Annotated in this window: 20 protein-coding genes and 1 tRNA gene; 11 read left to right on the plus strand and 10 right to left on the minus strand. The window is 60.4% G+C overall.

Annotated features, from left to right (window positions below):
- The first annotated feature begins 7 nt into the window (after positions 1 to 7).
- The gene (locus IFT59_RS16670) at positions 8 to 853 is read left to right on the plus strand and encodes a GNAT family N-acetyltransferase (RefSeq protein WP_192087581.1); all 846 of its coding nucleotides are present in this window, start codon (positions 8 to 10) and stop codon (positions 851 to 853) included.
- 64 nt (positions 854 to 917) lie between these two features.
- On the opposite strand, the gene IFT59_RS16675 is transcribed toward IFT59_RS16670, so the two are convergent.
- The gene (locus IFT59_RS16675; RefSeq protein ID WP_062453961.1) at positions 918 to 1,310 is read right to left on the minus strand and encodes a PRC-barrel domain-containing protein; all 393 of its coding nucleotides are present in this window, start codon (positions 1,308 to 1,310) and stop codon (positions 918 to 920) included.
- A 262-nt stretch (positions 1,311 to 1,572) separates the two neighbouring features.
- Here IFT59_RS16675 and IFT59_RS16680 point away from each other — a divergent pair, with 262 nt between their 5' ends.
- The 4 genes from IFT59_RS16680 to IFT59_RS16695 all read left to right on the plus strand — a co-directional run bounded on the left by IFT59_RS16680 (position 1,573) and on the right by IFT59_RS16695 (position 6,718).
- The gene (locus tag IFT59_RS16680; RefSeq protein ID WP_192087582.1) at positions 1,573 to 3,270 is read left to right on the plus strand and encodes a long-chain-fatty-acid--CoA ligase; all 1,698 of its coding nucleotides are present in this window, start codon (positions 1,573 to 1,575) and stop codon (positions 3,268 to 3,270) included.
- Between the two features lie 135 nt (positions 3,271 to 3,405).
- Positions 3,406 to 4,659 (plus strand): alpha/beta hydrolase, encoded by a 1,254-nt coding sequence (locus IFT59_RS16685; protein ID WP_192087583.1) that lies wholly within the window; start codon positions 3,406 to 3,408, stop codon positions 4,657 to 4,659.
- 101 nt (positions 4,660 to 4,760) lie between these two features.
- Positions 4,761 to 6,377, plus strand: a complete 1,617-nt coding sequence (gene pgi / locus IFT59_RS16690; RefSeq protein ID WP_192087584.1) for a glucose-6-phosphate isomerase — start codon at positions 4,761 to 4,763, stop codon at positions 6,375 to 6,377.
- 176 nt (positions 6,378 to 6,553) lie between these two features.
- On the plus strand, positions 6,554 to 6,718 hold the full coding sequence (locus tag IFT59_RS16695) for a DUF3096 domain-containing protein (RefSeq protein ID WP_082471821.1): 165 nt from the start codon (positions 6,554 to 6,556) through the stop codon (positions 6,716 to 6,718).
- Positions 6,719 to 6,778: 60 nt separating this feature from the next.
- On the opposite strand, the gene IFT59_RS16700 is transcribed toward IFT59_RS16695, so the two are convergent.
- The 4 genes from IFT59_RS16700 to pyrC all read right to left on the minus strand — a co-directional run bounded on the left by IFT59_RS16700 (position 6,779) and on the right by pyrC (position 10,985).
- Entirely contained in the window at positions 6,779 to 7,705 is a 927-nt protein-coding gene (locus IFT59_RS16700) for a carbohydrate kinase family protein (RefSeq protein ID WP_192087585.1), read from the minus strand.
- 91 nt (positions 7,706 to 7,796) lie between these two features.
- Positions 7,797 to 8,492: an orotate phosphoribosyltransferase gene (locus IFT59_RS16705; protein ID WP_062453965.1), complete on the minus strand. Its 696-nt coding sequence runs from the start codon at positions 8,490 to 8,492 to the stop codon at positions 7,797 to 7,799.
- Positions 8,493 to 8,652: 160 nt separating this feature from the next.
- On the minus strand, positions 8,653 to 9,828 hold the full coding sequence (locus IFT59_RS16710) for a GGDEF domain-containing protein (RefSeq protein WP_192087586.1): 1,176 nt from the start codon (positions 9,826 to 9,828) through the stop codon (positions 8,653 to 8,655).
- Between the two features lie 113 nt (positions 9,829 to 9,941).
- The gene (gene pyrC / locus IFT59_RS16715) at positions 9,942 to 10,985 is read right to left on the minus strand and encodes a dihydroorotase (RefSeq protein WP_192087587.1); all 1,044 of its coding nucleotides are present in this window, start codon (positions 10,983 to 10,985) and stop codon (positions 9,942 to 9,944) included.
- A 253-nt stretch (positions 10,986 to 11,238) separates the two neighbouring features.
- Here pyrC and IFT59_RS16720 point away from each other — a divergent pair, with 253 nt between their 5' ends.
- A complete protein-coding gene (locus tag IFT59_RS16720; protein ID WP_082471820.1) occupies positions 11,239 to 12,165 on the plus strand; it encodes a tetratricopeptide repeat protein in 927 nt (308 codons plus the stop codon).
- A gap of 39 nt (positions 12,166 to 12,204) precedes the next feature.
- Here IFT59_RS16720 and IFT59_RS16725 read toward each other — a convergent pair whose 3' ends face one another.
- The 5 genes from IFT59_RS16725 to IFT59_RS16745 form a co-directional block, all read right to left on the minus strand.
- Positions 12,205 to 13,242: a 4-hydroxyproline epimerase gene (locus IFT59_RS16725; protein ID WP_113109420.1), complete on the minus strand. Its 1,038-nt coding sequence runs from the start codon at positions 13,240 to 13,242 to the stop codon at positions 12,205 to 12,207.
- A gap of 66 nt (positions 13,243 to 13,308) precedes the next feature.
- The gene (locus IFT59_RS16730; RefSeq protein WP_162734929.1) at positions 13,309 to 14,838 is read right to left on the minus strand and encodes a glycosyltransferase family 39 protein; all 1,530 of its coding nucleotides are present in this window, start codon (positions 14,836 to 14,838) and stop codon (positions 13,309 to 13,311) included.
- A 113-nt stretch (positions 14,839 to 14,951) separates the two neighbouring features.
- Positions 14,952 to 15,028: transfer RNA gene (locus IFT59_RS16735), tRNA-Arg, on the minus strand.
- 136 nt (positions 15,029 to 15,164) lie between these two features.
- Positions 15,165 to 16,685 carry a sensor histidine kinase gene (locus IFT59_RS16740; protein ID WP_430255847.1) on the minus strand — a complete coding sequence of 507 codons (1,521 nt, stop codon included), beginning with the start codon at positions 16,683 to 16,685 and terminating at the stop codon, positions 15,165 to 15,167.
- Between the two features lie 206 nt (positions 16,686 to 16,891).
- The gene (locus IFT59_RS16745) at positions 16,892 to 18,928 is read right to left on the minus strand and encodes a methyl-accepting chemotaxis protein (RefSeq protein ID WP_192087588.1); all 2,037 of its coding nucleotides are present in this window, start codon (positions 18,926 to 18,928) and stop codon (positions 16,892 to 16,894) included.
- A 484-nt stretch (positions 18,929 to 19,412) separates the two neighbouring features.
- On the opposite strand from IFT59_RS16745, the gene rpmH reads away from it, so the two are divergent.
- The 5 genes from rpmH (at position 19,413) to yihA (ending at position 23,635) form a co-directional block, all read left to right on the plus strand.
- Positions 19,413 to 19,547 (plus strand): 50S ribosomal protein L34, encoded by a 135-nt coding sequence (rpmH, locus tag IFT59_RS16750; protein ID WP_062578914.1) that lies wholly within the window; start codon positions 19,413 to 19,415, stop codon positions 19,545 to 19,547.
- Between the two features lie 25 nt (positions 19,548 to 19,572).
- Positions 19,573 to 19,965, plus strand: a complete 393-nt coding sequence (gene rnpA, locus IFT59_RS16755; protein WP_062453971.1) for a ribonuclease P protein component — start codon at positions 19,573 to 19,575, stop codon at positions 19,963 to 19,965.
- Positions 19,965 to 21,773, plus strand: coding sequence for a membrane protein insertase YidC (gene yidC / locus IFT59_RS16760; RefSeq protein ID WP_062453972.1), 1,809 nt, complete (start codon positions 19,965 to 19,967; stop codon positions 21,771 to 21,773). Before rnpA ends, yidC begins: the two co-directional genes overlap by 1 nt.
- A 193-nt stretch (positions 21,774 to 21,966) precedes the next feature.
- Positions 21,967 to 22,923 carry a DMT family transporter gene (locus tag IFT59_RS16765; RefSeq protein ID WP_113109417.1) on the plus strand — a complete coding sequence of 319 codons (957 nt, stop codon included), beginning with the start codon at positions 21,967 to 21,969 and terminating at the stop codon, positions 22,921 to 22,923.
- 58 nt (positions 22,924 to 22,981) lie between these two features.
- A complete protein-coding gene (yihA, locus tag IFT59_RS16770; RefSeq protein ID WP_113109416.1) occupies positions 22,982 to 23,635 on the plus strand; it encodes a ribosome biogenesis GTP-binding protein YihA/YsxC in 654 nt (217 codons plus the stop codon).
- Positions 23,636 to 23,651 lie beyond the last annotated feature (16 nt).

Below are 23,651 nucleotides of genomic sequence, written 5' to 3' on the forward strand. Positions count from 1 at the left end.
TTGATCAATGCAGCGAACGGAAGCCGTCACGCGTCGCAGCCTTGCGGAAACAACGATGGAGGATGCAGCCGCCGCCTTCACCGAAGGCTTTCGCGGCTACGTGGTGAAATTCACGATTTCGCCTGAGGCGTTAGCTTTGCGCATGGCGCGTGAAGATGTCGACCCTGAAGCAAGCGAAGTGTTTTTCGACGGTGACAAGCCCGCCGGGACCCTGCTGATTGCGCGACGGGGGCGACGGTCGCGCGTCAGTGCGCTCGGCATCGGCCCGACGATCCGCGGTCAGGGCCTCGGGACCCGCGTCATGACGGATGCGATTGCCGCTGCAAGGGCACGGGGCGATGACGTCCTTATCCTCGAAGTGATCGATTCCAATATCCGCGCTCGTGACCTTTATCTGTCACTCGGCTTCGAGACGTCCCGCAGGCAGGTTGGCTTCAGCCGCAGCCGGACAAGGCCAGTACCGGACGTGCAAGCAGCAGCCGAATGCGACCAGATGGAAGTGGCCGCGATGCTGTTCTGTTTTGCGGATGCACACCCGACATGGCAGACGGATCCGGTCTGTTTCCGCCATCCCGGTTCGCCGCTGAAGAGCTTTTCGATCGGGACAAAGGCGGTCGCATTGCTTGATGATACCAAGCACGACGTGCGGATCTATGGTTTCGCGGTCGATCCGGCGGAACGGCGCAAGGGTCTCGGCCGCGCCTTGGCCGACAGCCTCGCGGCGCGCTATCCCGGTCGCAGGCTATATACGGCAGAGAATATTGCAGCCGGGTTGCTTGATCCCTTCATGCGCCGCATCGGATGGCGACGCAGCCGGCTGACGCAGTCCGAGATGGTGCTGAGGCTGGATTGAACGGAAACGCAAAAAGGCCTCGCACGCGGCGAGGCCTTTCGATCAAAAGTAGCTTATTGAGCGACTACATCCAGTATGGCGGGACGCCGTAGTAGTCGTAGACCGACTTGTCCTTGGCGCTGTAGAAGCTGTCGTCGTCGATATCCTTGTAGCGCGGCGCGCCGGAGATCTGGTCCTTGGTAAGGTCGATCCGGTAACCGTCCAGCTCCTCGTCGTAGTGAAGCTTTTCCCACGGCAGCGGATAGTAATCGTCGCCAATGCCAAGGAAGCCACCGAAGCTCAGGACGGCGTAGGCAACGCGGCCACCCTTTTTCTCCAGCAGAATTCGCGCAATCGAGCCGATCCGCTTGCCATCGGCGCCGTAAACTGCGGTGCCTTCGACCTTGTCGCTGGCAATCAGCGAAACGGTATCCTTGACATAGGGGTCCTGCCCCGCACGCGGTTCATGATGCATCATAACGCAACTCCTTTTTGTCGTGTCGTTATGGTTGAAAAACGGCTTGCGGCCGTGGAGGTTCCGCACTTTGCGTCCAAAAGCTTGTCGAGTATCAAGTCTCGGCACATTGACGCTTACGTCAAAGTTAGATAGCAATTCACGATAGGTTGCGCTGGTCTGTTGGGGCTGACGCATGGCATAATCATCGACGATGGCCGGCGGAGGAGGAAGCCGCCAGCCAGCTGCGCCTGATGCGCGCAGATCGATATGGGAGGAGACGCAGATGAGCGAATTGTCCAAGCAGCCCGCCACAGCGAGGGAAAAGATCTGGCTTGCCAGCTACCCGCCCGGCGTTCCCCCAGAAATCCCACCCCTGGCACATGCTTCGCTCGGCGCTCTCTTCGAAAATAGCTGCGCCCGTTATGCCGATCGCCCGGCCTTCTCGAGCATGGGCAAGGCCATCACCTTTCGCGAGCTTGAAGCCGAGAGCCGCAAGATCGGCGCCTGGCTGCAATCGACGGGCTTGCAAAAGGGAGACCGGGTGGCGGTGATGCTGCCGAACATCCTGCAGAACCCTGTCGTTGTCTACGGCATCCTTCGGGCAGGCTATACGGTCGTCAACGTCAACCCGCTCTACACACCGCGCGAACTGCAATACCAGCTGGAGGATTCGGGTGCCAAGGCGCTCTTCGTACTGGAAAACTTCGCCCATACGGTAGAACAGTCGCTTGCTGGCACCGATGTGAAGCATGTGGTCGTAGCAACGATGGGCGACATGCTGGGCCTCAAGGGCCATATCGTCAATCTCGTCGTGCGAAAGGTCAAGAAGCTCGTTCCAAACTGGTCGTTACCCTCGGCCACAAGCTTCAAGCAGGTGCTCTCCGAAGGATCGGGCCAAACCCTGACGCCGCAGGATGTGGGACCTCAGGATGTCGCGTTCCTGCAATATACGGGCGGCACGACGGGTGTTTCCAAGGGCGCGATCCTGACGCACGCCAATCTTCTTTCCAACGCATCGCAGATGGGCCTGTGGCTGGACACCGCCTTCCTGACAAAGCCGCGTCCGCCGCAATTGCAGTTCCTGTGCGCGCTACCCCTCTACCACATTTTCGCGCTGACGGTGAATTCGCTGATGGGGGTTGCGACCGGCAGCCACAATATCCTGATTGCCAATCCGCGCGATATCCCGGCCTTCGTCAAGGATCTGCAGAAATACAAGATCCACGTCTTCCCCGGGCTCAACACGCTGTTTAATGCGCTGATGAACAATGCCGATTTCCAGAAGCTGGACTTTTCGGCGCTGCTGCTTGTGTTCGGCGGTGGCATGTCGGTGCAGCGGCCGGTCGCCGAGCGCTGGCTTGAGATGACCGGTTGCCCGATTACCGAAGGCTACGGCCTGTCCGAGACGTCGCCGGTCGCCACCGCCAACCGGATGGATGTCCAGGGATTCACCGGCATGATTGGCTTGCCGATCTCGTCTACCGATATCTCGATCCGCGACGACGACGGGCTGGAGGTCGAACTCGGCGGCGTCGGCGAAATCTGCATCCACGGCCCGCAGGTGATGGCCGGATACTGGAACCGGCCGGACGAGACGGAGAAGGCGATGACCCCGGACGGATTCTTCCGCACCGGCGACATGGGCTACATGGACGCTGCCGGCTATATCAAGATCGTCGATCGCAAGAAGGACATGATCCTTGTCTCCGGCTTCAACGTCTATCCGAACGAGGTTGAGGAAGTCGTGGCGAGCCATCCGGGCGTGCTGGAATGCGCAGCAGTTGGCGTCAAGGACGAACATTCCGGCGAGGCGGTCAAGGTGTTCGTCGTGCGCCGGGATCCGGAACTGACCGAGGCCAATATCAAGGCGCACTGCATTGCCAACCTGACAAACTACAAGCGCCCTCGCTTTATCGAGTTCCGCGACGCGCTGCCGAAAACGAATGTCGGAAAAATTCTGCGGCGCGAGCTTCGGCAATAGCCATTCGTTGCGCTGCTGCGACAAGCGCTGCCCAACTGCCCCCCGTCCGAGGAGAGATCACCCGTTTGAGGTGGACCTTGGACGCCTGCTCCGTTAGCCGTTGAGGATAATTAACTTTTGGCATGTGGAGTTCGCTTGGATAGAAGCGCTGGACCCTTTCGTTGCATCGTCATTGCTGCGCTCTTGGCAGCCGCCCTTTCGGGCTGCGCCGGGCGGCCTGAAGGCGTGCTCGTTCCAGCCGCGGCAGGGGCTGCGGAAACCAAGGGCATATCCAAGGTAGACGTTCTCGTCGCCACCACCCGCCGACCCTCCGAGACGCCGGGCGTGCTGTTTTCCGGAGAGCGCGACAAGACCCCGAGCGTGACCGAAATCAGCGTCTCGATACCCCCCGATTCCGTCCGCAAGATCGGCGAGGTCCAGTGGCCGAAAAAGATCGTGGCGGATCCGACCAAGGAATTTGCGACGCTTTCGGTCACGCCGCTCTCGCCGCAGCGCGCCAGTGAGTGGCTGCGCGGCAACCTGCCGAAAAGCCGACGGGTAATGGTGTTCGTGCACGGGTTCAACAACCGCTACGACGACGCCGTCTACAGGTTCGCCCAGATCGTCCACGACAGCGGAACCGATGTGGCACCGGTCCTCTTCACATGGCCTTCGCGCGGCAGCATCTTTGCCTATAACTACGACAAGGAAAGCACCAACTATTCCCGCGACGCGCTGGAAGACATGCTGAGCCGGCTTTCCAAGGATTCCCAGGTCAGCGAAGTGACGATCATGGCGCATTCGATGGGTTCATGGCTGACAGTCGAGGCGCTGCGCCAGATGGCGATCCGCGACGGTCGCGTGGCACCGAAGATCACCAACGTCATCCTTGCCTCGCCGGATCTCGATGTCGACGTGTTCACCAACCAGTTCTCGGCGCTTGGTCCCAAGCATCCGAAATTCACGTTGTTCGTTTCGCGCGATGACCGTGCGCTCAATCTGTCGCGACGGATTTCGGGCAATATTGATCGGCTCGGGCAGGTGGATCCGACCGTCGAACCCTATCGTACCGAATTCGAGAAGGCCGGTATTACCGTGCTCGATCTGACGGCGCTGAAGGGGAACGATCCGCTCAACCACGGCAAGTTCGCCTCAAGCCCGGATGTCGTGAAGCTGATCGGCAACCGGCTGATCGCCGGCCAGGAAGTGACCGACAGCGATGTCGGACTTGGCGAGCGTCTGGGTGCCGTAGCACTCGGCACGGCGCAGACGGTTGGCAGTGCGGCAAGCGTTGCCGTCTCAACACCGATCTCGATCTTCGACCCGCGCACGCGGCGCAACTACGCCGAACAGGTAGATCGCTTCGGCCGCGCCATCGGCAACACGGCCGAAAGTGCCATCGTTCCGTAAGGCCAGAAGTCCAGGCACGCAGCGAACATCGCGCGCAGCGCTTGATTTGAACGCGAAAGCGAATAGGTTCCCACGCATCCATCCGAATGCGAGGAACGTCCATGCAGACCATCGTCAACGAGCTGAAATCCACTGCCGAGAAGACAAATGCCACGGATATCCGCGCGGCATTCGCTGCTGATCCCGGCCGGTTCGGGAAATTCAGCGTCAGCTTCGATGACCTCATCATGGATTATTCCAAGACTGCGGTGAACGGAGAGATCCTTGCCCTGTTCGAGACGCTGGCGGAAGCTGCCGGTGTTGCGAAAAAGCGCGATGAGATGTTTTCGGGCGTTGCCATCAACTTCACGGAAGACCGGGCCGTTCTTCACACCGCCCTGCGCAACCGTTCCAACACGCCTGTTATGGTCGATGGCCGGGACGTGATGCCTGACGTCAACGCCGTGCTTGCGGCGATGGGCAAATTTTCAGACGGCATTCGCTCCGGCAGCCTGAAGGGCGCAACGGGCAAGGCGATCACCGACGTCGTCAATATCGGCATCGGCGGCTCCGATCTCGGCCCGGTCATGGCAACGCTGGCTCTTGCACCTTTCCATGACGGCCCGCGCGCGCATTTCGTTTCCAATGTCGATGGCGCCCATATTGCCGACACGCTGAAGCATCTCGACGCCGAAACGACGCTCTTCATCGTGGCGTCCAAGACCTTCACGACGATCGAGACGATGACCAATGCCGCCACGGCGCGCAAGTTCATCGCCGACAAGCTGGGCGACGATGCGGTGAAGCACCACTTCTGCGCGGTCTCTACGGCGCTCGACAAGGTTGCGGCCTTCGGCATCGATTCCGACCGGGTGTTCGGCTTCTGGGACTGGGTCGGTGGTCGCTACTCGATCTGGTCGGCGATCGGCCTGCCGCTGATGCTTGCCGTCGGTCCTGAAAACTTCGGCAAGTTTCTCGATGGTGCACATGCGATGGACACCCATTTCCGCACGGCGCCGACCGCGCAGAACCTGCCGATGCTGCTCGGCCTGATCGGCTTTTATCACCGCAACGTGCTGGATTACCCGACCCGCGCGATCCTGCCCTACGACCAGCGGCTGCTGCGCTTTCCGGCCTATCTTCAGCAGCTGGACATGGAATCGAACGGCAAGGGCGTGACGATCGACGGCACCCCGGTCGAGGGCAATTCCGGCCCGGTCGTCTGGGGCGAACCCGGCACCAATGGCCAGCATGCCTTCTACCAGCTGATCCACCAAGGCACGAGCGTCATTCCGGCCGAATTTATGATTGCAAAGACTGGCTTCGAGCCGGAGCTTCGCCATCAGCACGATCTGCTGATCGCCAATTGCCTGGCGCAGTCGGCGGCCCTGATGAAAGGCCGGACACTGGATGAGGCCAAGGCGCAGCTGGCAAAGGCCGGCATGGACGAGGCGAAGGCCAGCCACATCGCGCCGCATCGGGTCTTCACCGGCAACCGCCCGTCGATCACCTTCGTCTACGACAAGCTGACGCCGTTTGCGCTCGGCCGGCTGATCGCGCTCTACGAGCACCGGGTCTTTGTCGAAGGCGTGCTGTTCCGCATCAATTCCTTCGACCAGTGGGGCGTGGAGCTTGGCAAGGAACTGGCGACCGGTCTTTTGCCAGTCGTGCAGGGCAAGGCCGCCGCTGACGACCAGGACGGCTCGACGCAAGGTCTGGTGAAGGCATTGATTGGCTGAGACGCCTTAGGATGAGCCGGGTTCGCCCGGCTCATCCTTGATACCACGGAAGCGCATGCCGCACTCGTCGTGATTGGCGCTCCGAGCAACCAATAGCTCCTCACCGAGTTTGTGAAGGCGCGGACACTTCTGCCGTTGCTGGCGAAACGCCCATAGTCTGACCAGGAGCCAAGACAATGCAATCGATCGTCTTCATACAGCCGCTCGTCGCGCTCATCGCGGGGATTGTCATCCTTCTGATGCCGCGCATTCTGAATTACGTGGTGGCGCTCTATCTGATCTTCATTGGCGTTACTGGCCTTTGGCCCAATGTGATGCAAAACATCCCGATGCCAAATTAAGCCTGTCCTGCCGCTGCCTCGTTCTTCAACGAGGACAGCTGGCAGGCGACACGGTCCTTGTCAGAGCCCGATCTCGTGGGCAAACGGCGGGTTCGCCCCTGCTCGCGAGACGGTGACTGCCGCAGCCTTGGCGCCGAGCGCCAGAAGGGCCGCAATCTGATCTTCGGACAGGCTTGCGACCTGTGTCTTGGTGAGCAGGTTCTGCATTTTCAGCGAGGCCAGCACACCGGCGTCGAACGTATCACCGGCACCGACGGTATCAACCACCGTCACCTTCTCGCTCGGCACGGTCACCTTGTGATTGGCGGTGTAGCCGACTGCACCATCGGCGCCGCGGGTCACGACGACGAGCTTTGCGCCGTGATGCAGCCAGTGGCGGGCAAGCGTGTCCTCATCGCCTTCAAGGCCGAACCAGGCAAGGTCTTCATCCGAAAACTTGACGATATCCGACATCGCCGCCATGCGGTTGATGCGGGCGAGATGCGAGGCCTTGTCCTTGATAAAGCCGGGACGGATGTTCGGATCGAGAGAGATGACGCGCTTGCCCTGCTCGCGGGCCATCAGCGCTTCGTAGGTCGAGCCACAGGGTTCCGGGATGAGGCTGATCGCGCCGAAATGCAGGGCTTCGCAATCGTCGCCGATCGCTGGCAGGTCGGCCTCGGTGATCATGCGGCCGGCCGTGCCCTCGTCATAGAAGGCGTAGGTGGCATGGCCATCCACCAGCTTGACGAAGGCAATGGTGGACGGGCGGGCGGTGATGGCACAGTAGCTGAAATCGACATTGCTGCCGCGCAGCGTCTCGCGCAGCACATCGCCCATCATGTCGTCGGCAAGGCCTGTGAAGAAGCCCGTGTCCACGCCGAGGCGCCCGAGCGCGATGGCCGTATTGAAAATGGCGCCACCGGCATAGGGCGCAAAGCCCTTTTCGCCAAGCGTGGTTTCACGCGGAAGCATGTCGATAAGAGCTTCGCCGCAGCACAGGATCATGGATTTCCTCCCAAGGAATTTGCCTGTTTTCGACAGGAATAAGCGAGCTTTTGTCCGTTGACCAGAGCAAAAGCTCGCGTTCCGCGAATGCTTAGCGCGGCAGTTCGCTGATGCCGCCGTTGCGGGCCGACCATGCCAGCGGGGCATCCAGAAATGCCTCGACTTCCGACAGCGTGTTCTCGTCGAACAGCTTCTGGTCGCGGGCGACCGAAAGCACGTTGCGCCATGTGGCAATGTGGTGGAACTGCACCTTGCCATCGGCAAAACGCAGCGCGCCCTCGTCGAAGATACCGTAGTAGAACAGGGCCATGCCATGATCGACGACGCCGCCGGCAGCGCGGATGGCATCGATGAACTTGAACATCGAACCGCCGGCCGTGGTCAGGTCCTCGATCACGAGGACGCGTGAACCTTCGGGCAGGTTACCCTCGATCTGGGCGTTGCGGCCATGGCCCTTGGGCTGCTTGCGCACATAGATCATTGGCAGCGCCAGGCGGTCTGCCAGAAGGGCAGCGAACGGAATGCCGGCGGTCTCGCCGCCTGCGATGCAATCGAATTTTTCAAAGCCGGCGTCACGCAGAAGCGTCGACACGGCGAAATCCATGATGGTGGAGCGGATGCGCGGGTAGGACAGCAGCTTGCGGCAATCGATATAGACCGGGCTCATCATGCCTGAGGCAAACTTGTAGTGCTTTTCGGCATTGAAATGCACCGCACCGATTTCCCACAGCATCTTGGCCATGAGTTCGGCCATAACGCTACGGTCCGGAAATGTGGTCTGAATCATGCGCCCGCTCCTTTGCTCGATTCATCGTGTCGCAAGTCCCGGCGGTAAGACCGCATGACATTCTTGTCGGAACTGCATCTAGAAACCACGCGCCGCAATATCAGCAAGCGGGAGACCGCGCCAGCGCAAGGCGGGTACGATTTACTGAATTCAGGCGTTTTCAGGCGCTGGTGCGATTTTCGCCCGACGACACTGACCGCAGGTAGCCTGAGACCTGGACGCGGTCACGCCCGGCCCGCTTTGCTTCGTAAAGTGCCGCATCGGCGAGACTGAGCACAGTTTCGAAAAGCACGCCCGATTGGGAACCCACCGCGATTCCGGCGCTGACCGTGCAGCGCACGCGGTCAACCCCGACCGTGATGTCACGGGCACCGAAACGATTGCGGATATCGTTGGCGATCCGCTCGGCGCGCCCCGGCAGAACATTGTCGAGAATGACGGCGAATTCCTCGCCGCCCAGTCGCGCGGTGTTGGGGCCCGGCGTTTCCACCAGCAGATCCTCGGCAAAGATCTTCAGCACTTCATCGCCGACCGCATGACCGTACTGGTCGTTGATTGTCTTGAAACGGTCGATGTCGAACACGATGACTGCGCTGGAGGTGCCCAGCATCCGACCGCCGTTGCGCTCGAACATGGCGCGGCGGTTCATCAGTCCGGTCAGCGCATCGGTCATTGCCTCGCGCCGATGCAGCGCTGCCATGCGCCACTGGTGAAGCGCCAGCGAGAGCGCGCCGATGCCTGTCATGCCGGCGATGCAGATGCCGATATTGAGCGTCTCGGCCCAGTTGTTCGGGGCGTGACCCAGCACCCACTGCTGGTTGGCTATGAGGACGGATGCACACAGAACGAAGGAAAATCCGCTCATCGCATAAAGGATGGCCATGCCGGTCAGCGGACCGGGCGCTTCGCTGCGCGCCAGCCAGTATTGCCATGCCGTACCGCCAAGAAGCAGCGCTGCTGCAATGTTCATCAGGATGAAGCCCAGCCCGTCGAGACCGCCGATCATCAGCGGCAGCCCCGGGGCGATCGCCGCAAGCGCCAAAAGTGCGGCAAGCCGCCAGGGCTTTGCACCGGTGCGGAACTGGACGGAGGCACCGTAGATAACGCTGAGGCCGGAGATCATGAACACGTATGCGACGGATGCGGTCAGGGTACCGGCTTCGGCCGTGTAGAAGCCATAGGCGAAGATGCCGGTTACCGTCATGCTCAATGCGATGACCAGCGTCAGCAGGAAAGAATCGGTCCGCCTTGAAAACCAGGTGCCGAACAAGGTCACCATCAGGCACGCGGCAGAAACGCCGAGTGCAAGCAGAAGAGATTTATAGTCTAGCGTCATGCCGGCAAACTCTTCGGTGATCGAAGTCAGGTAACGGGCGGAAAACTATCTCCCGTTTGTCTCCAAATTATTACCAAGCAACCGTCAAGCTTAAATTTCCTGCCAAATGCCGCTTAGGTTTCAACGACTTCCCAGTGCAGCGGAAACATCGGATCAAACACGGTGATGAGGCCAGCCCCCGTGTCCCGTTTGTCCGGGAAAGCAACCGGATCAGCCTGGCGAACCATCGAGATGCGTTCTTCGTTGGGCGCCAGACCATACCAAGCCGGGCCGTTCAGCGAGGTGAAGGCTTCGAGCTTGTCGAGCGCGTTATCCTGTTCGAACACATGGGCAAGGCAGCTCATGGTGTTGAGCGAGGTATAGATGCCGGCGCAACCGCAACCGCATTCCTTCAACGGATCCACATGCGGCGCCGAATCGGTGCCGAGGAAGAAGCGGGCATCGCCGGAAGTCGCAGCGGCTCTCAGCGCCAAGCGATGGTTTTCGCGCTTGGCGACCGGCAGGCAGTAATAATGCGGGCGGATACCGCCGACGAGAAGCGCGTTGCGGTTGATGATCAGGTGATGGGTGGTGATCGTTCCGGCCAGATTGGATTCGGCCGACTTGATATAGTCGATGCCGTCGGCCGTGGTCACATGCTCCATCGTCACCTTCAGTTCCGGCAGGCGCTTGCGCAGCGGATCGAGAACGGTCTCGATGAAGACGGCTTCGCGGTCGAAGATATCGACGTCCGGCGTCGTGACTTCGCCGTGTACGCAAAGCGGCAGGCCGATCTTTGCCATGCGCTCCAGCGCCGGCATCGCCTTGTCGAAATCGCGCACGCCACCATGCGAGTTGGTGGTGGCACCGGCGGGGTAGAGTTTGACTGCGGTGATCAGGCCGCTGTTCTTGCCGTCTTCGAGATCATTGGGATCGGTCTGTTCCGTCAGGTACAGCGTCATCAGCGGTTCGAACCGGTCGCCAACAGGCAGCGCCGCCATGATCCGTTCGCGGTACGCTCTTGCGTCTGCGGTCGTGACCACCGGCGGGACCAGATTGGGCATGATGATCGCGCGCGCGAAATGCCGGCTGGTATCGCCGATCACCCCTTCGAGAACCGCGCCGTCGCGCAGATGCAGATGCCAGTCGTCGGGGCGGCGGATACTGATGGTATTCATGGGGCCTCTGGGCGGTTGTTGGCGCTGGAAGAGTTCATCCCCCTTAGCATCAACATTCCGCTCAAAACAATCACCGCGACAACAAACTGACGCGGACGATAGTGTGGAACCCCATCACTACACGCCCCGATTACACGCAAATGTGCACAGGCTGGATACCATTTATCAATGAAAGCTTAAGATCGGCAGGAACCAGTCCGCATTTCCGGCGTTCGTCCACCAATCGAACAGTTCTACCAGCCGGAGCGAGAAGATGAAATCCCTTAATTCGAAAGTCAACAGGGGATTGGCAATTGCAGCAGGCGCTGCCGCAGCTTTCTGTGCATTGACGGTTTCCCTGAGTGCCCAAGAGCGTTCCAACCTCCTCGTGACTGTAGCTCTTCAGACCGAGTGCGACCAGCTTGCCGGCAGCCCGTTCGACGAGCAGCGCAATGGTTCATTTGCTCCGGTCGATATCGCAAACATCGACGTGAAGGCCGTTGATGCGTGCCGCACCGCTTACGAGGCGACCGGCAACCCGCGTTTCGCCTATCAGCTGGGCCGCGCGCTCAACAATTCCGAACAGGCCGATCAGGCGATGACGGCTTATAATGTAGCTGCCGAAGCGAACTACCCTGCAGCCAAGGTTAACTTCGGCATGCTGATGGGCCGCTTGGGTGACGAGCAGCAGGAATTCCGTCTCTATACCGAAGCCGCAAACGGCGGTAACCGGCTCGCAGCCTACAATCTTGGCGTCGCCTATCGCGATGGCCTGGGAACTCAGGTCGACGTCACCAAGGCGCTCACCTGGTTTGAAAAGGCAGCTGCTGAAGGCGACGATACCGCTGCGTTCAACATCGGCGCGATTTATGACGAAGGCACGATGTTGCCGGCCGACGATCAGACGGCGATCGCCTGGTACGATCTGGCTGCACAGCGCGGCAATACCGATGCGATGATCAACCTCGGCCTGATGTACGAAAGCGGCGAGGGCATTACGGCCGACGCGCAGAAGGCGGTCGACCTCTATCGCAAGGCTGCCGAGAAGGGCGACCTGTTCGGCGCACAGAAGGTCATGGAATTCCAGGAACTCGGCATGATCCCCGCTCAGCCGAAGCAGGACATGAACGAGGGTATGAACACGCTGGTTCTGAAGCAGGGCGACATTGAGACTCCTGCCAAGAACGGCAGAGATATCTAAGACCGTCGAGACGACGCAAGGCTCGCCAACGGCCTCCGCTTAGATCTCTCCGGCTGACGGACCCCAGACATCCGTCATCGCGAAACCATCGGCCAGTGGGTCGAACGGATCAAGCGCGATCTGGTGCAGACCAAATGTGAACCCGCGTCCCGCTATCGTCGGAATGATCGCAGGTTTACCGGCAACCGTCGTTTCGGCAGCCAATCCCACTTCGAACTGAGTGCCGATGATGGAGCGCGAGATGAAGCTGTCTCCGACCTTTGCCCTGCCGCGCGCGTGAAGCGTTGCGAGATTGGCCGAGTTGCCGGTGCCGCAGGGCGACCTATCTGCCCGGCCCGGCCACATGGTTGTGCAGGTTCTGACCGTGCCATCCGCCTCCGTATCGCGAAACATCACATAAGCAACCCCGGAAATTTCGGGAATTTCAGGGTGCACGACCTCGACCTGCCGGTTGACCAGATCCTTCAGGATCATGCCGGCCTTGACCAGTTCCGCGGCATTGCCCTTCTCGATCTTCAAGCCGATCTGATGGACGTCAACCAATGCATAGAAGATGCCGCCGTAGGACAGGTCGAGCGTGATATCTCCCCATTGCGGTGTGCTGATCGTCACATCAAGCTGATGGACGAAGGACGGCACCATGGTGAGCTTCACCTTCTCGCACCGTCCGTCCCGACAGGTAGCAATGGCCCTGACGAGGCCTGCAGCCGTTTCCAGCGTCACAACCGTCTCGGGCTCCTTCATCTCGACGATACCAGCTTCCAGAAGCGCGGTGGTGGCGCAGATGGAGTTGGACCCGGAACTGGCATGCGCCTGATCCGGCTGGAGAATCACGAAGGCTGCATCCGCATCCGGATGCTTCGCCGGCAGCAGCAGGTTGACGGAACCGATCGGGGCGCCACGCGGCTCCAGGCAGAGGAAGCGGCGCAGTTCGTGGCCCTTGGGATCGGAATTCAGCCAAGCAAGCTGGGCTGCGACCGTATCGCCCGGGATCTTCGGGACGCCACCGATTGCGACCCGTCCGATCTCACCTTCGGCATGGACATCCAGCAACTGGATCGTACGTTTCCATCTCATGTTTCGCCCCTGACGCGCTTGAACCTGTTGCCGGATCTCACCGGCATGATCTCTTTGAAACCGGCCTCAGCGAAGCCAGAGGTACCGGAAGCCCATGTTTCGGTCCGGCGCGCGATGATACGGAACGAGCCTTGTCCGGAAATCGGTGGCGGAAAGACCAGTCGCGCTTTCCAGCATTGCCGCATCGAGTTTCGGCTCGACAACGGCACCGTCTCCATCCGCCTCGATCACCAGGACCGGCGGCGCGAGATCCCGCATCGCGCGCTTGCCCGATGCACTGTCGATGTCGAACACCGGTACATCGGGAAACTGCATGCGGATATTGCCGGAAAGATGCATCCCGAGCGCCAGAATGGTTGCCGGGCGATCCTCGGTGCGGATCTGCTTTGCCAGGTCAGCAAACGGCATATTGATACGGCCCGGAGGTCCAAGCAGGCCTGCCGTCAGAACCTTTGCCGGCCCCGGTACCAGCACGACCACCATGATCACCAGAAACACGGGGACCAGCCGTTTGAAACCCAAACCAAGGTCGGCCCCGGCGCGATCGAATTTCAGCAGCAGATACAACGGCAACGCCAGCAGATAAGGGTCGAGCCAGCGCTCGGTGATCCGTGTCGTTCCAGCCACGAGGACGACCGCAACCACGCCGACCAGCGAGAACAGCATGATGCGGCCAAACAGCGTGGTCCAGCGATCCCCTGCCCTGACCGCCCGTTTGACCGACGACTTGAATGCAAGTGCCAGCACGACGACAGCCAGTGCGCCGAAGGCGAGGCAGGCGACGAGGAGCGATCCGAGCGCCTTGGTGACGCGGAAAATACCCTGCGGCGCATCCGACTCAACCATTTTGCCGAGCGTGCCACGCGTTGCGAGATCGAGATTGCCGAGAAGCCAGACCGCGTGCGGCAGGACGATGGCAATGCAGATGACGGCGGCAAGCAGCATGCGCGGATCAAGAAGACGCGCGCGCCAGTCCCGATCGAGCGCAACCGCCACGATGGTCGCGGCAGGAAGGATGACGAAATTGTACTTCGAGATCGTACCGATCCCGATCGCAATGCCGATGATCGCATATCCCTGCCAGTCAGGACGCACCAGCGTGCGGCAAAGACCGTAGAAAAACAGGGAGGTCGCCATCAGGAGCGCGATCGTGTGGGTAAGATCCTGCTGCGGCATGAAGGAAACCTGCGGCAGCAGCGTCAGGCTGAGCATAGCAAGGCCGGCAAAGCTGCGGCTGACCTGCAGTTCCCGCGCGGCAAGGCCCATGAACAGATAGACCAGGAACAGCATTCCGAACCGGGGCAGCGCCAGCGACAGCAGCGAGATGTCCAGCGCGCCAACGAACAGGTTCTGTACCCAGTTGTAGAAAGGCGGCTGCGGTCCGTAGCCGAGCAGCCAGAACTGCGAGTTGAGCGACTGCTCAGCCTCGTCGAGCGTCAACGAATTGGGAAGCGACACGCGAATGGCGATGCTGAGTATGAAGTAGATGCCGAACAACACCGCGACCGGCTTCACACCGCCGGAAAGAAAGCCGGAGATGCCCCCACTAGCGCCGGAGCCACCGTCTCTCGATGACAGCATGTTTGCGTTCTGCATGGTTCTCGCTCCGAATTGACGGAACAGCAGGTCGCATATCCCCTATCGACAAATCAACAAAAATGATTGCCGGCGGACCGAGAGTTGAGAGAACATTTTTGGGAAGAAGAGAATGGCGCACCCGAAGAGATTCGAACTCCTGACCCCCAGATTCGTAGTCTGGTGCTCTATCCAGCTGAGCTACGGGTGCGTCTGCAAGCAGTGTGTTTTGCTTGCGTGGCGATCCTCTAAATGCTGCGGCAAAGGATTGCAAGCGATTTTCGGTCAGCGGCTGTCATTTTCATGTCAAATAGTTCGCAAGCCCCTGAATTTGCGTGATTTTGCGATCAGGCGCGGGCGCGGTAGTCGTCCAGCGATACGGGACGGTCGGGAATTTCGATGCGGAACTGAGTACCCTCGGTCGGCTTTTCCACCAGCGCAATCGTGCCGCCATGGGCAAGGACAAGCTCGCGTGCGATCACCAAGCCAAGACCGGTGCCGCCGGACCGGGCCGAACCGCGGAAGGCCGAGAACAGGTTCTCGCGGGCCTTGCGGGGCATGCCGGGGCCGGTGTCGTCGATCATGATGCTGACGACGCTGCCGACCCTGTGGGCTGAGACCGTGATGCGGCGCGCAATCGACTTGTCGTCCGGCTCGAACGTCACCAGCGCCTGCAGCGCGTTGCGGCAGAGGTTGTGGATCACCCGGAAGATCTGTTCGCTGTCGCAATCGACCTCGAGATCGACGGCGATCTGATCGTGAAATTCGATGCCGGCATCAGGATCGATGGCCAGGATGTCGCGGACTTCCTGGAAAAGTTCGGCGAGAAGAATCCTACGTCGCTTCGGCGCGGCTTCCGAGGCCTGCCCGTAAGCCAGCACTTCGGTCGTGTAGCCGACTGCGCGGTCGATCGTGCGCAACAGTTTTGGTGCGAAGCTGCGCACCATCGGATCTTCGACATCGGTCAGGCGGTCCGACATCAGCTGCGCTGACGCAAGGATGTTGCGCATGTCGTGGTTGATCTTGGAGACGGCGAGACCGAGATCGGCCAGGTTGCGCTGTTGTTTCAGCGTCCGCTGCAGCTCAGTCTGCATGGCCGACAAATGCCGGCCGGCGACGGCGAGCTCGCCACGAGACCGGTCGGCAGTAAACACACGCGCAGGATCTTCCGGCTGCTCGGAAAATTTCTGCATGCTTTTCGTCAGGCGCCGGATCGGCAGGATCATCATGCGGTTGATGGCGAGGAAGATAAGAACTGCCGTGATGATCGAAATCAGCAGCGACAGGAGAAACATCATCTTCGCGTATTTGAGCATATCCTTGCGCAGAGCATCGTCGGTCATGACCAGTTCGATGATCATGTCACTTTCTCCGATCGGGCCGTAGATGCGCATGACGCGTCCGCCGCCCAAAAACAGCGTGTCCAGCGCGTCGCGCATCGTCACCAGAAGCGGCGTATCGGTCAGATCATACTGCTCGTCGATCTGCGGCGGCACATCGACTGCTGCCAGCAGGCGCGAGGTCCCGTCCTTGCGCAGCGCAATCACCTTGGTTCCTGTGGCAAGAAGCGTGTCGTCCTGCACGGCGCGGGGCAGTTCCGCCGGTTGAAGTCCGTCGATGACGATTCCGGCCGCAGCGGCAGTATCCAGCCGGTCACGCAGCCAATTCATCCGCATGCCGGCAACAGACGGCATGAAGATCAGGATTTCGGCCAGCATCACGAAGACGATCGTCAGCCAGAGAAGACGACCGGAGAGCCCACGGAAAAGCTGCGGCATCTGCTCGGCAGACGCCCTGGAGGCTGCTCCGGTCTGCGCCGATTGCTCCTGCTTTGGAGTTTCGGCCGCATCATCCATGTGGCTCGTCATCGTTATCTCGCCTGTCCAGCCGTTCGGTGGTGGCTGCAATCATCTGCATATTCTAGCTTTCTGGCGCATTTTTTCCACCCCCCAACCGGAAGTCGGCCTTGGAGCGTTTCCTGGGCTAGATTGAAGCACGACAGAACCGACAAAAACAAAGGGCCCGGATGGACGATACCACCTGGGCCCCTGTTCGCTTGCACGGGTGGTTCGGCTCAGAACTCTTCCCAGTCCGCGCTTGCCGACGGCGCCGCTGCCGCAGCGGCGGATCCGCCGCCAAAGGCGCGGGCGATCGACTTGGTCATGGTCTTGACTGGGGACACGCGGGGCGCCGGTGTTCTTGCAGAGGCAGAACCGGAAGCGACCGCGACGGGTGCACGATGACCCGACGATTCGCCGTCGATCCGGAACTTGGATACGAGTGCGAAGAGATTGTCCGCTTCACCGGAAAGCCGCGAGGTCGCGGCGGATGTTTCTTCCACCATCGCGGCATTTTGCTGCGTCACCTGATCCATCTGGTTGATGGCGCTGTTGATCTCCGCCAAGCCGGTCGCCTGCTCGCGCGATGCAACCGCGATCGAGTTGATGTGATCGTTGATGCTGATGACGCGGGATTCGATGTCGGACAGGGCATGGCCGGTGTTCTGGACGAGACGCACGCCGGCCGCTACTTCGTCACCGGACTTGCCGATCAGCGCCTTGATATCCTTGGCCGCGCTGGCAGACCGCTGCGCCAGTTCGCGCACTTCCTGTGCGACGACGGCAAATCCCTTGCCGGCTTCGCCCGCACGAGCTGCCTCGACACCGGCGTTGAGCGCCAGGAGGTTGGTCTGGAAGGCGATCTCGTCGATGACGTTGGTAATCTGGGCAATCTCGCGCGATGCCTGCTCGATACGGCCCATGGCGTCGACGGCGCTGCGCACCACCTCACCGGACTGCACGGCACTAGTCTTGGCTTCGCTCACCATCACGGTCGCCTCGGTGGCCCGTTCGGTGGAGGTCTTCACGACAGCTGTGATCTCGTCGAGTGCCGCCGAGGTTTCTTCCAGAGCCGCTGCCTGCTGCTCGGTGCGCTTGGAGAGATCGTTGACGGCGGAGCTGAGTTCGGATGCCCCGTCGTTCATCGCGCCGGTTCCGGCACGGATGTTGCGCATGGTGCCACGCAGCGTGTCCATCGTCGCATTGACGTTCTGCTGCAGTTCGGCAAAGGCGCCCTTGAAATGGCCGGCCATGCTGTCGTCGAACTTGCCTTCCGCCAAGCTGCCGATGACACGGCGCGTTTCCGCCACGCCTGCATCGACACTTGAGACAAGCTGATCGACATTGCGTGCGAACCGGTCGAGGTTTTCATCGCCCCACTGCTTGTCTATGCGCCGCGAAAAATCACCTTCGACCGCTGCGCCGACGACGTTGGCCATGCGCGCCTGAAGATCATCGTTCTTCGATCGCATCTCTGCTTCGGCACCGCTCATCCGCGCCACCTCGAGGCCGTTCTTCTTGAACACGCCGACGGCCTCGGCCATGTCTCCGATCTCGTCGGCACGGCCGGCAAAGGGCACAGCTGCAGCGTAGTCGCCGGTGGCCAGGCGCTTCATCGAAGACGTGAGCTCGAGAATTGGCTGGCTTATCTGCTTGCGACCGAGCGAAATTCCGAATGCCAGACCACCCATCACACCCAGCAGGGTAGCGCCGAGCACGCTGTAGAAGATCATGTCGCCAAAGCCGTCGATTTCGGCGCTGAGCTTGTCCATCGCCGCCTGGTCGATCTTGACGATTGCGTCGATCTGCTCCTGGTAAGCCTTGCGGTTGGCGCGATTGGCGTCGTTATTGCCCTGAACGTTGGCGGCCTGTGGCCCTTCGGCTTGGCCCAGACGCGCAGTCTCGGAGCGGAAGGCCTTAAATTCCTGGAAGCGCGCGACGAGCTTGTCGAAGATTTCCTTCTCCTCCGCCGGGACGGTCGGCCCCCAAGCGGCGATGAGCTTCTCGATTTCGGCAAGCGATTTCATGATACCATCGCCGAACGGCTTGGCGCTTGCTGCGTCCTTGGCTGCATAGACGCCCCGCGCATCCATAACAACGGCCGTCACCATGCGGTTAAGATGCTCACCCTGGTACACGCGCTGCGCAACAGCAGCATAGTCTCTAGTCTGCTGATTGTATTTCTGGACTGCGAAGAGCGATATGCCACCGATGACACAGGTTACAACGCTCATCACACCAACGAGCATGTTGATCTTGGCTCTTATCTTCACAATGCATTCCCCCGAAGCGACAAATTAAAAAATGCGGAGGGCCCTAAACCCCTACATCTTGATGGTGCGAGAAATAGCACTGAGAGATTAACATTTATTGATGATCAAAAGCTCAATTAGTGAGCGCCTGCCTAGTCTAGTGCTGCCTCGCAACTGGCTGAAGTCTCCCGAATCCACGAAAATACATGGGGTCTACTCCGGGAAAGCACGGTTTTCATCCGTCAGGCTTACAGGACATGGAAAGCCCGTGTGGACACAAGCGTTAACGCGACATCCAGAATCCAGCCAGTTTCATCAGACACTTGCCCGGAACCGAGCGCAATCGCGGTGCTGCGATTGACTTTTCGCGCCTCTTCCCCTTATAAGCCGCGCACGTTCACAAGGCTCACAGTCGCACTGCGGCCGGCGCCCGAACGTTTCCTAAACGCTCTTGCTTTTAACGAAGCAAACTTCAAGAAGGGCCGCACACCGCGGTATTAAAAAAATGAAGCGTACCTACCAGCCGTCCAAGCTTGTTCGCAAGCGTCGTCACGGCTTCCGCGCCCGTATGGCAACCAAGGGTGGCCAGAAGGTTCTTGCCGCTCGCCGCTCACGTGGCCGCGCTCGTCTCTCGGCTTAACGCCGGGATGCCCGGATAGCGGGCGATGACGACCGAACCTACGAACAAGAAGACTGCCGGGCGGCTGAAAAGCCGGCCGCAGTTCCTTGCCGTGCGAAAGGGTGAAACCCGACGCGGCCGGACTTTCCTTCTGGAAGTCCTTGATCGACATCAGCCGGACGAAGCGCCGCGGGTCGGATTTACTGTTACCAAGAAGCATGGCAACGCGGTTGAACGAAACCGCATGCGCCGCCGCCTGAAAGAGGCGGTTCGGCACTCAGCCGCATTTGCAATGAAGAACGGACACGACTATGTCATTGTCGCGCGGAGGGAGGTCCTCAAGACCCCGTTTGCAGACATGACGGCACAGCTCATCGAGCGCATCGAAAGCCTGCCGAAATCGAAGCGGTCCGAGGAGACCCTTTCCAGGAAAGCATGATGGAAAAAAACCGCAATTACTTCATCGCGATCGCACTTTCTGTGATGATCGTCCTTGCCTGGCAGTTCCTCTATATGAACCCGAGGATGGAAGCTCAGCAGCGCGCCGACGAAGCACGGCTTGCGCAGCAGCAGCAGACCACCGAGCAGGCCGGACAGAACTTCACGCCGGAAAGCCCGGGCGCTGCAACCTCGACCGGCAACCTTCCTGGCGCAAACCAGGCGCAGGCGACGGCTACCCGCGAAGAGGCGCTTGCAAAGTCTCCGCGCGTTGCGATCGAGACCGCGGCCGTTTCCGGCTCCATCAACCTGGTCGGCGCTCGCTTCGACGATCTGAAGCTTCGCGAATATCATGAGACGGTCGACGACAAGAGCCCGATCATCACGCTATTCTCCCCGGCCGATACCAGAGACGGCTATTTCACCGAGCTTGGCTACATCGGCAGCGACACCAGCGGCACCGTACCCGGTTCCGGCACGCGGTGGACGCTTGCTGGCGGCGACCGGCTGACGCGCGAAACGCCGGTGACGCTGTCGTTCACGAACGACAAGGGCATCGTCTTCAACCGCACCATCGCGATCGACGAACACTACATGATCACGGTCAACGACAAGATCGACAACCCGACCCAAGAGCCGGTTTCGATCTCCTCCTATGGCCGCGTGACCCGTTACAACAAGCCGGCAACGCCGTCCGTCTGGGTCATCCACGAAGGCTTCATCGGCGTTCTCGGTGCAGACGGCAGCCTCAGCGAACATACCTATCACAATATCGAGGAAGAGGCTGTCGCCAACACCAAGGCGACCGGCGGCTGGCTCGGCATTACCGACAAATACTGGGCCTCGACGATCGTGCCGCCACAGGCGATGCCGTTCGAATCCCGCTTCACGCATTTCACCGACGGCCAGCCGCGTTACCAGGCGGATTACAAGGGCGACGCGCTTTCGATCGCTCCCGGCCAGTCGACAGAGCTGAAGAGCCTCGTGTTTGCCGGCGCCAAGGAAGTTCCGCTGATCGACCAGTATGTCGAGCAGCTCAAGATCCCGCATTTCGATCTGGTGATCGACTGGGGCTGGTTCTACTTCATCACCAAGCCAATGTTCAAACTGATGGACTTCTTCTTCCGTCACGTGGGCAATTTCGGCGTGGCAATCCTTTTGACAACCGTCGTCGTCAAGCTGCTCTTCTTCCCGCTGGCGAGCAAGCAGTATGCCTCCATGGCCAACATGAAGCGCATGCAGCCGCGGATGGAAGAGCTGAAGGCCAAGCACGGTGATGACCGCATGGCCCTTCAGCAGGCGATGATGGCGCTCTACAAGGAAGAAAAGATCAACCCGATCGCCGGTTGCTGGCCGGTGGTGCTGCAGATCCCTGTCTTCTTTGCGCTCTACAAGGTGATCTATACCACCATAGAAATGCGCCATGCGCCGTTCTTCGGCTGGATCCAGGACCTTTCCGCGCCGGACCCGACATCGCTGTTCAACCTGTTCGGTCTTCTGCCTTACGACGTCCCGCATTTCTTGATGATCGGCGTCTGGCCTATCATCATGGGCATCACGATGTTCATCCAGATGCGCATGAACCCGACGCCGCCGGATCCGACACAGGCGATGATCTTTACCTGGATGCCGCTGGTCTTCACCTACATGCTGGCGTCCTTCCCGGCCGGTCTCGTGATCTACTGGGCATGGAACAACACGCTTTCGGTGTCGCAGCAGGCCCTGATCATGAAGCGCCACGGCGCCAAGATCGAGCTGTTCGACAACATGAAGGGGCTGTTCAAACGAAAGCCCGCGGCGTCCAAATAGCTATTCTTCAGAAACCCCGGTTCGCCGGGGTTTTTCTTTGGCCGATTGAAAGCCTAGCGAGCGGAAAGCGACATTGGCTGGCGTGGGTGGATCAGTCCCGCCTTTAGGCCGGCGCTAGGTTGCCCGAGGCAAGTTCCGCAAGCAGAGTAGAACATGCTGACGCTGGAATTGCTCCAGCAACCGGAACAGTCCCATGCCCGCGCCCTTCCCGCCGCCCACCCCACCGGGTCCACCCTTGGCCGGCACGATCCCCGCGAGCCTTCCCGGCTCGGAATACCGTATCGGCGCCCTGCTCGTCTTCGGCTCTGCTTTTGCCTGGAGTTTCGGCGGTGCGATCGCCCGCTTTCTCGATATCCCCGACAGCTGGACGATCGTGTTCTGGCGCAGCCTGTTCGGCACCCTGTTCCTGCTCGCCTTCATGCTGCTGCGCGACGGGCCGCGCGGCACGGTGGCGCTGTTTCGCAGCATGGGCTGGCCGGGCCTTTCGGTCGGCCTCTGCTTCATGGTGGCGTCCACCTGCTTCATCATATCGATCCAGTATACGACCGTCGCCAATGTGGTGCTGCTCGGTGCCGGTGTGCCGCTGTTTGCGGCGCTGATGGTCTGGCTGTTTTACGGCGAGCGCATATCGGGCGTTACCTGGCTTGCGATCGGCACCGTGATCGTCGGTGTCGGCATCATGGTATCGTCCTCGTTTACCGGAAAGGTCTCGCCGCTCGGAGACGGTCTGGCGCTGATCATTCCGCTGGTGTTTGCGCTGGCGACCGTCATCACCCGCCGTTACCCGCATGTGCGGATGACACCCGCCACCTGCTTCGGATGCTTTGCAGCCGGCATGATCGCGCTGACGATGTCTTCGAACCTCGCGGTCACCCCGGGCGAACTCGGTATTCTCTTCATCTTCGGTGCGCTCAATCTCGGGCTCGGCATGGCACTGTTCGTCACCGGTGCGCGGCTTATCCCCTCAGCGCTGGCTGCCCTGCTCGGCACTGGTGAAACCGTTCTCGGGCCCGTCTGGGTCGCCGTGATCCACGGCGAGATCCCGGCACCGCGCACGATCGCGGGCGGGGCGCTGATCCTTGCGGCGCTCATCACCCATCTGACATTCGAGTTTCGTCGCCAGAAGAGACAGAACCGGTCGGACGCTTGACATATGGGGTTAAAACCCGGAAGCGATGTCCTTGAATTGAAGACAGGACGACGAGACCATGGCCGCAGACCATAATTCCGAGGAAAAGACGCTGTTCGGCAGCGCGTGGATCTTTATCCGCGGCGTGCCCTCGATGGAGTTTCTGCCACCGGAAGGACCGCTTGAGATCGCCTTTGCCGGACGCTCGAATGTCGGCAAGTCCTCGCTGATCAATGCGCTCGTGGGCTACAAGGGGCTGGCGCGCACATCCAACACGCCGGGCCGCACACAGGAACTGAACTATTTCGTGCCCGACGGCTATTCCGGCCAGGCAGGTGACCTGCCGCCGATGGCGCTGGTTGACATGCCCGGCTACGGCTATGCGCAGGCGCCGAAAGAAAACGTCGATGCCTGGACGAAGCTTGTGTTCGATTACCTGCGGGGCCGCGCCACGCTGCAGCGCGTCTATGTGCTGATCGACAGCCGCCACGGCATCAAGAAGAACGACGAGGACGTGCTCGACCTGCTCGACAAGGCCGCCGTCTCCTATCAGATCGTCTTGACCAAGACGGACAAGATCAAGGATCCTGCGGTTCCGAGGCTGATTGCCGAGACGCTCGAAAAGATCCGCAAGCGGCCCGCTGCCTATCCGGAAGTGCTGTCGACATCGTCTGAAAAAGGCCGCGGCCTGGACGAGCTGCGCGCCGAGATCATGAAGACCATCGGCCGGTAAATCTCCCGAAACGCAA

This window comes from Rhizobium sp. CFBP 8752, assembly GCF_014842035.1.
Classification (GTDB): Bacteria; Pseudomonadota; Alphaproteobacteria; order Rhizobiales; family Rhizobiaceae; genus Neorhizobium; species Neorhizobium soli.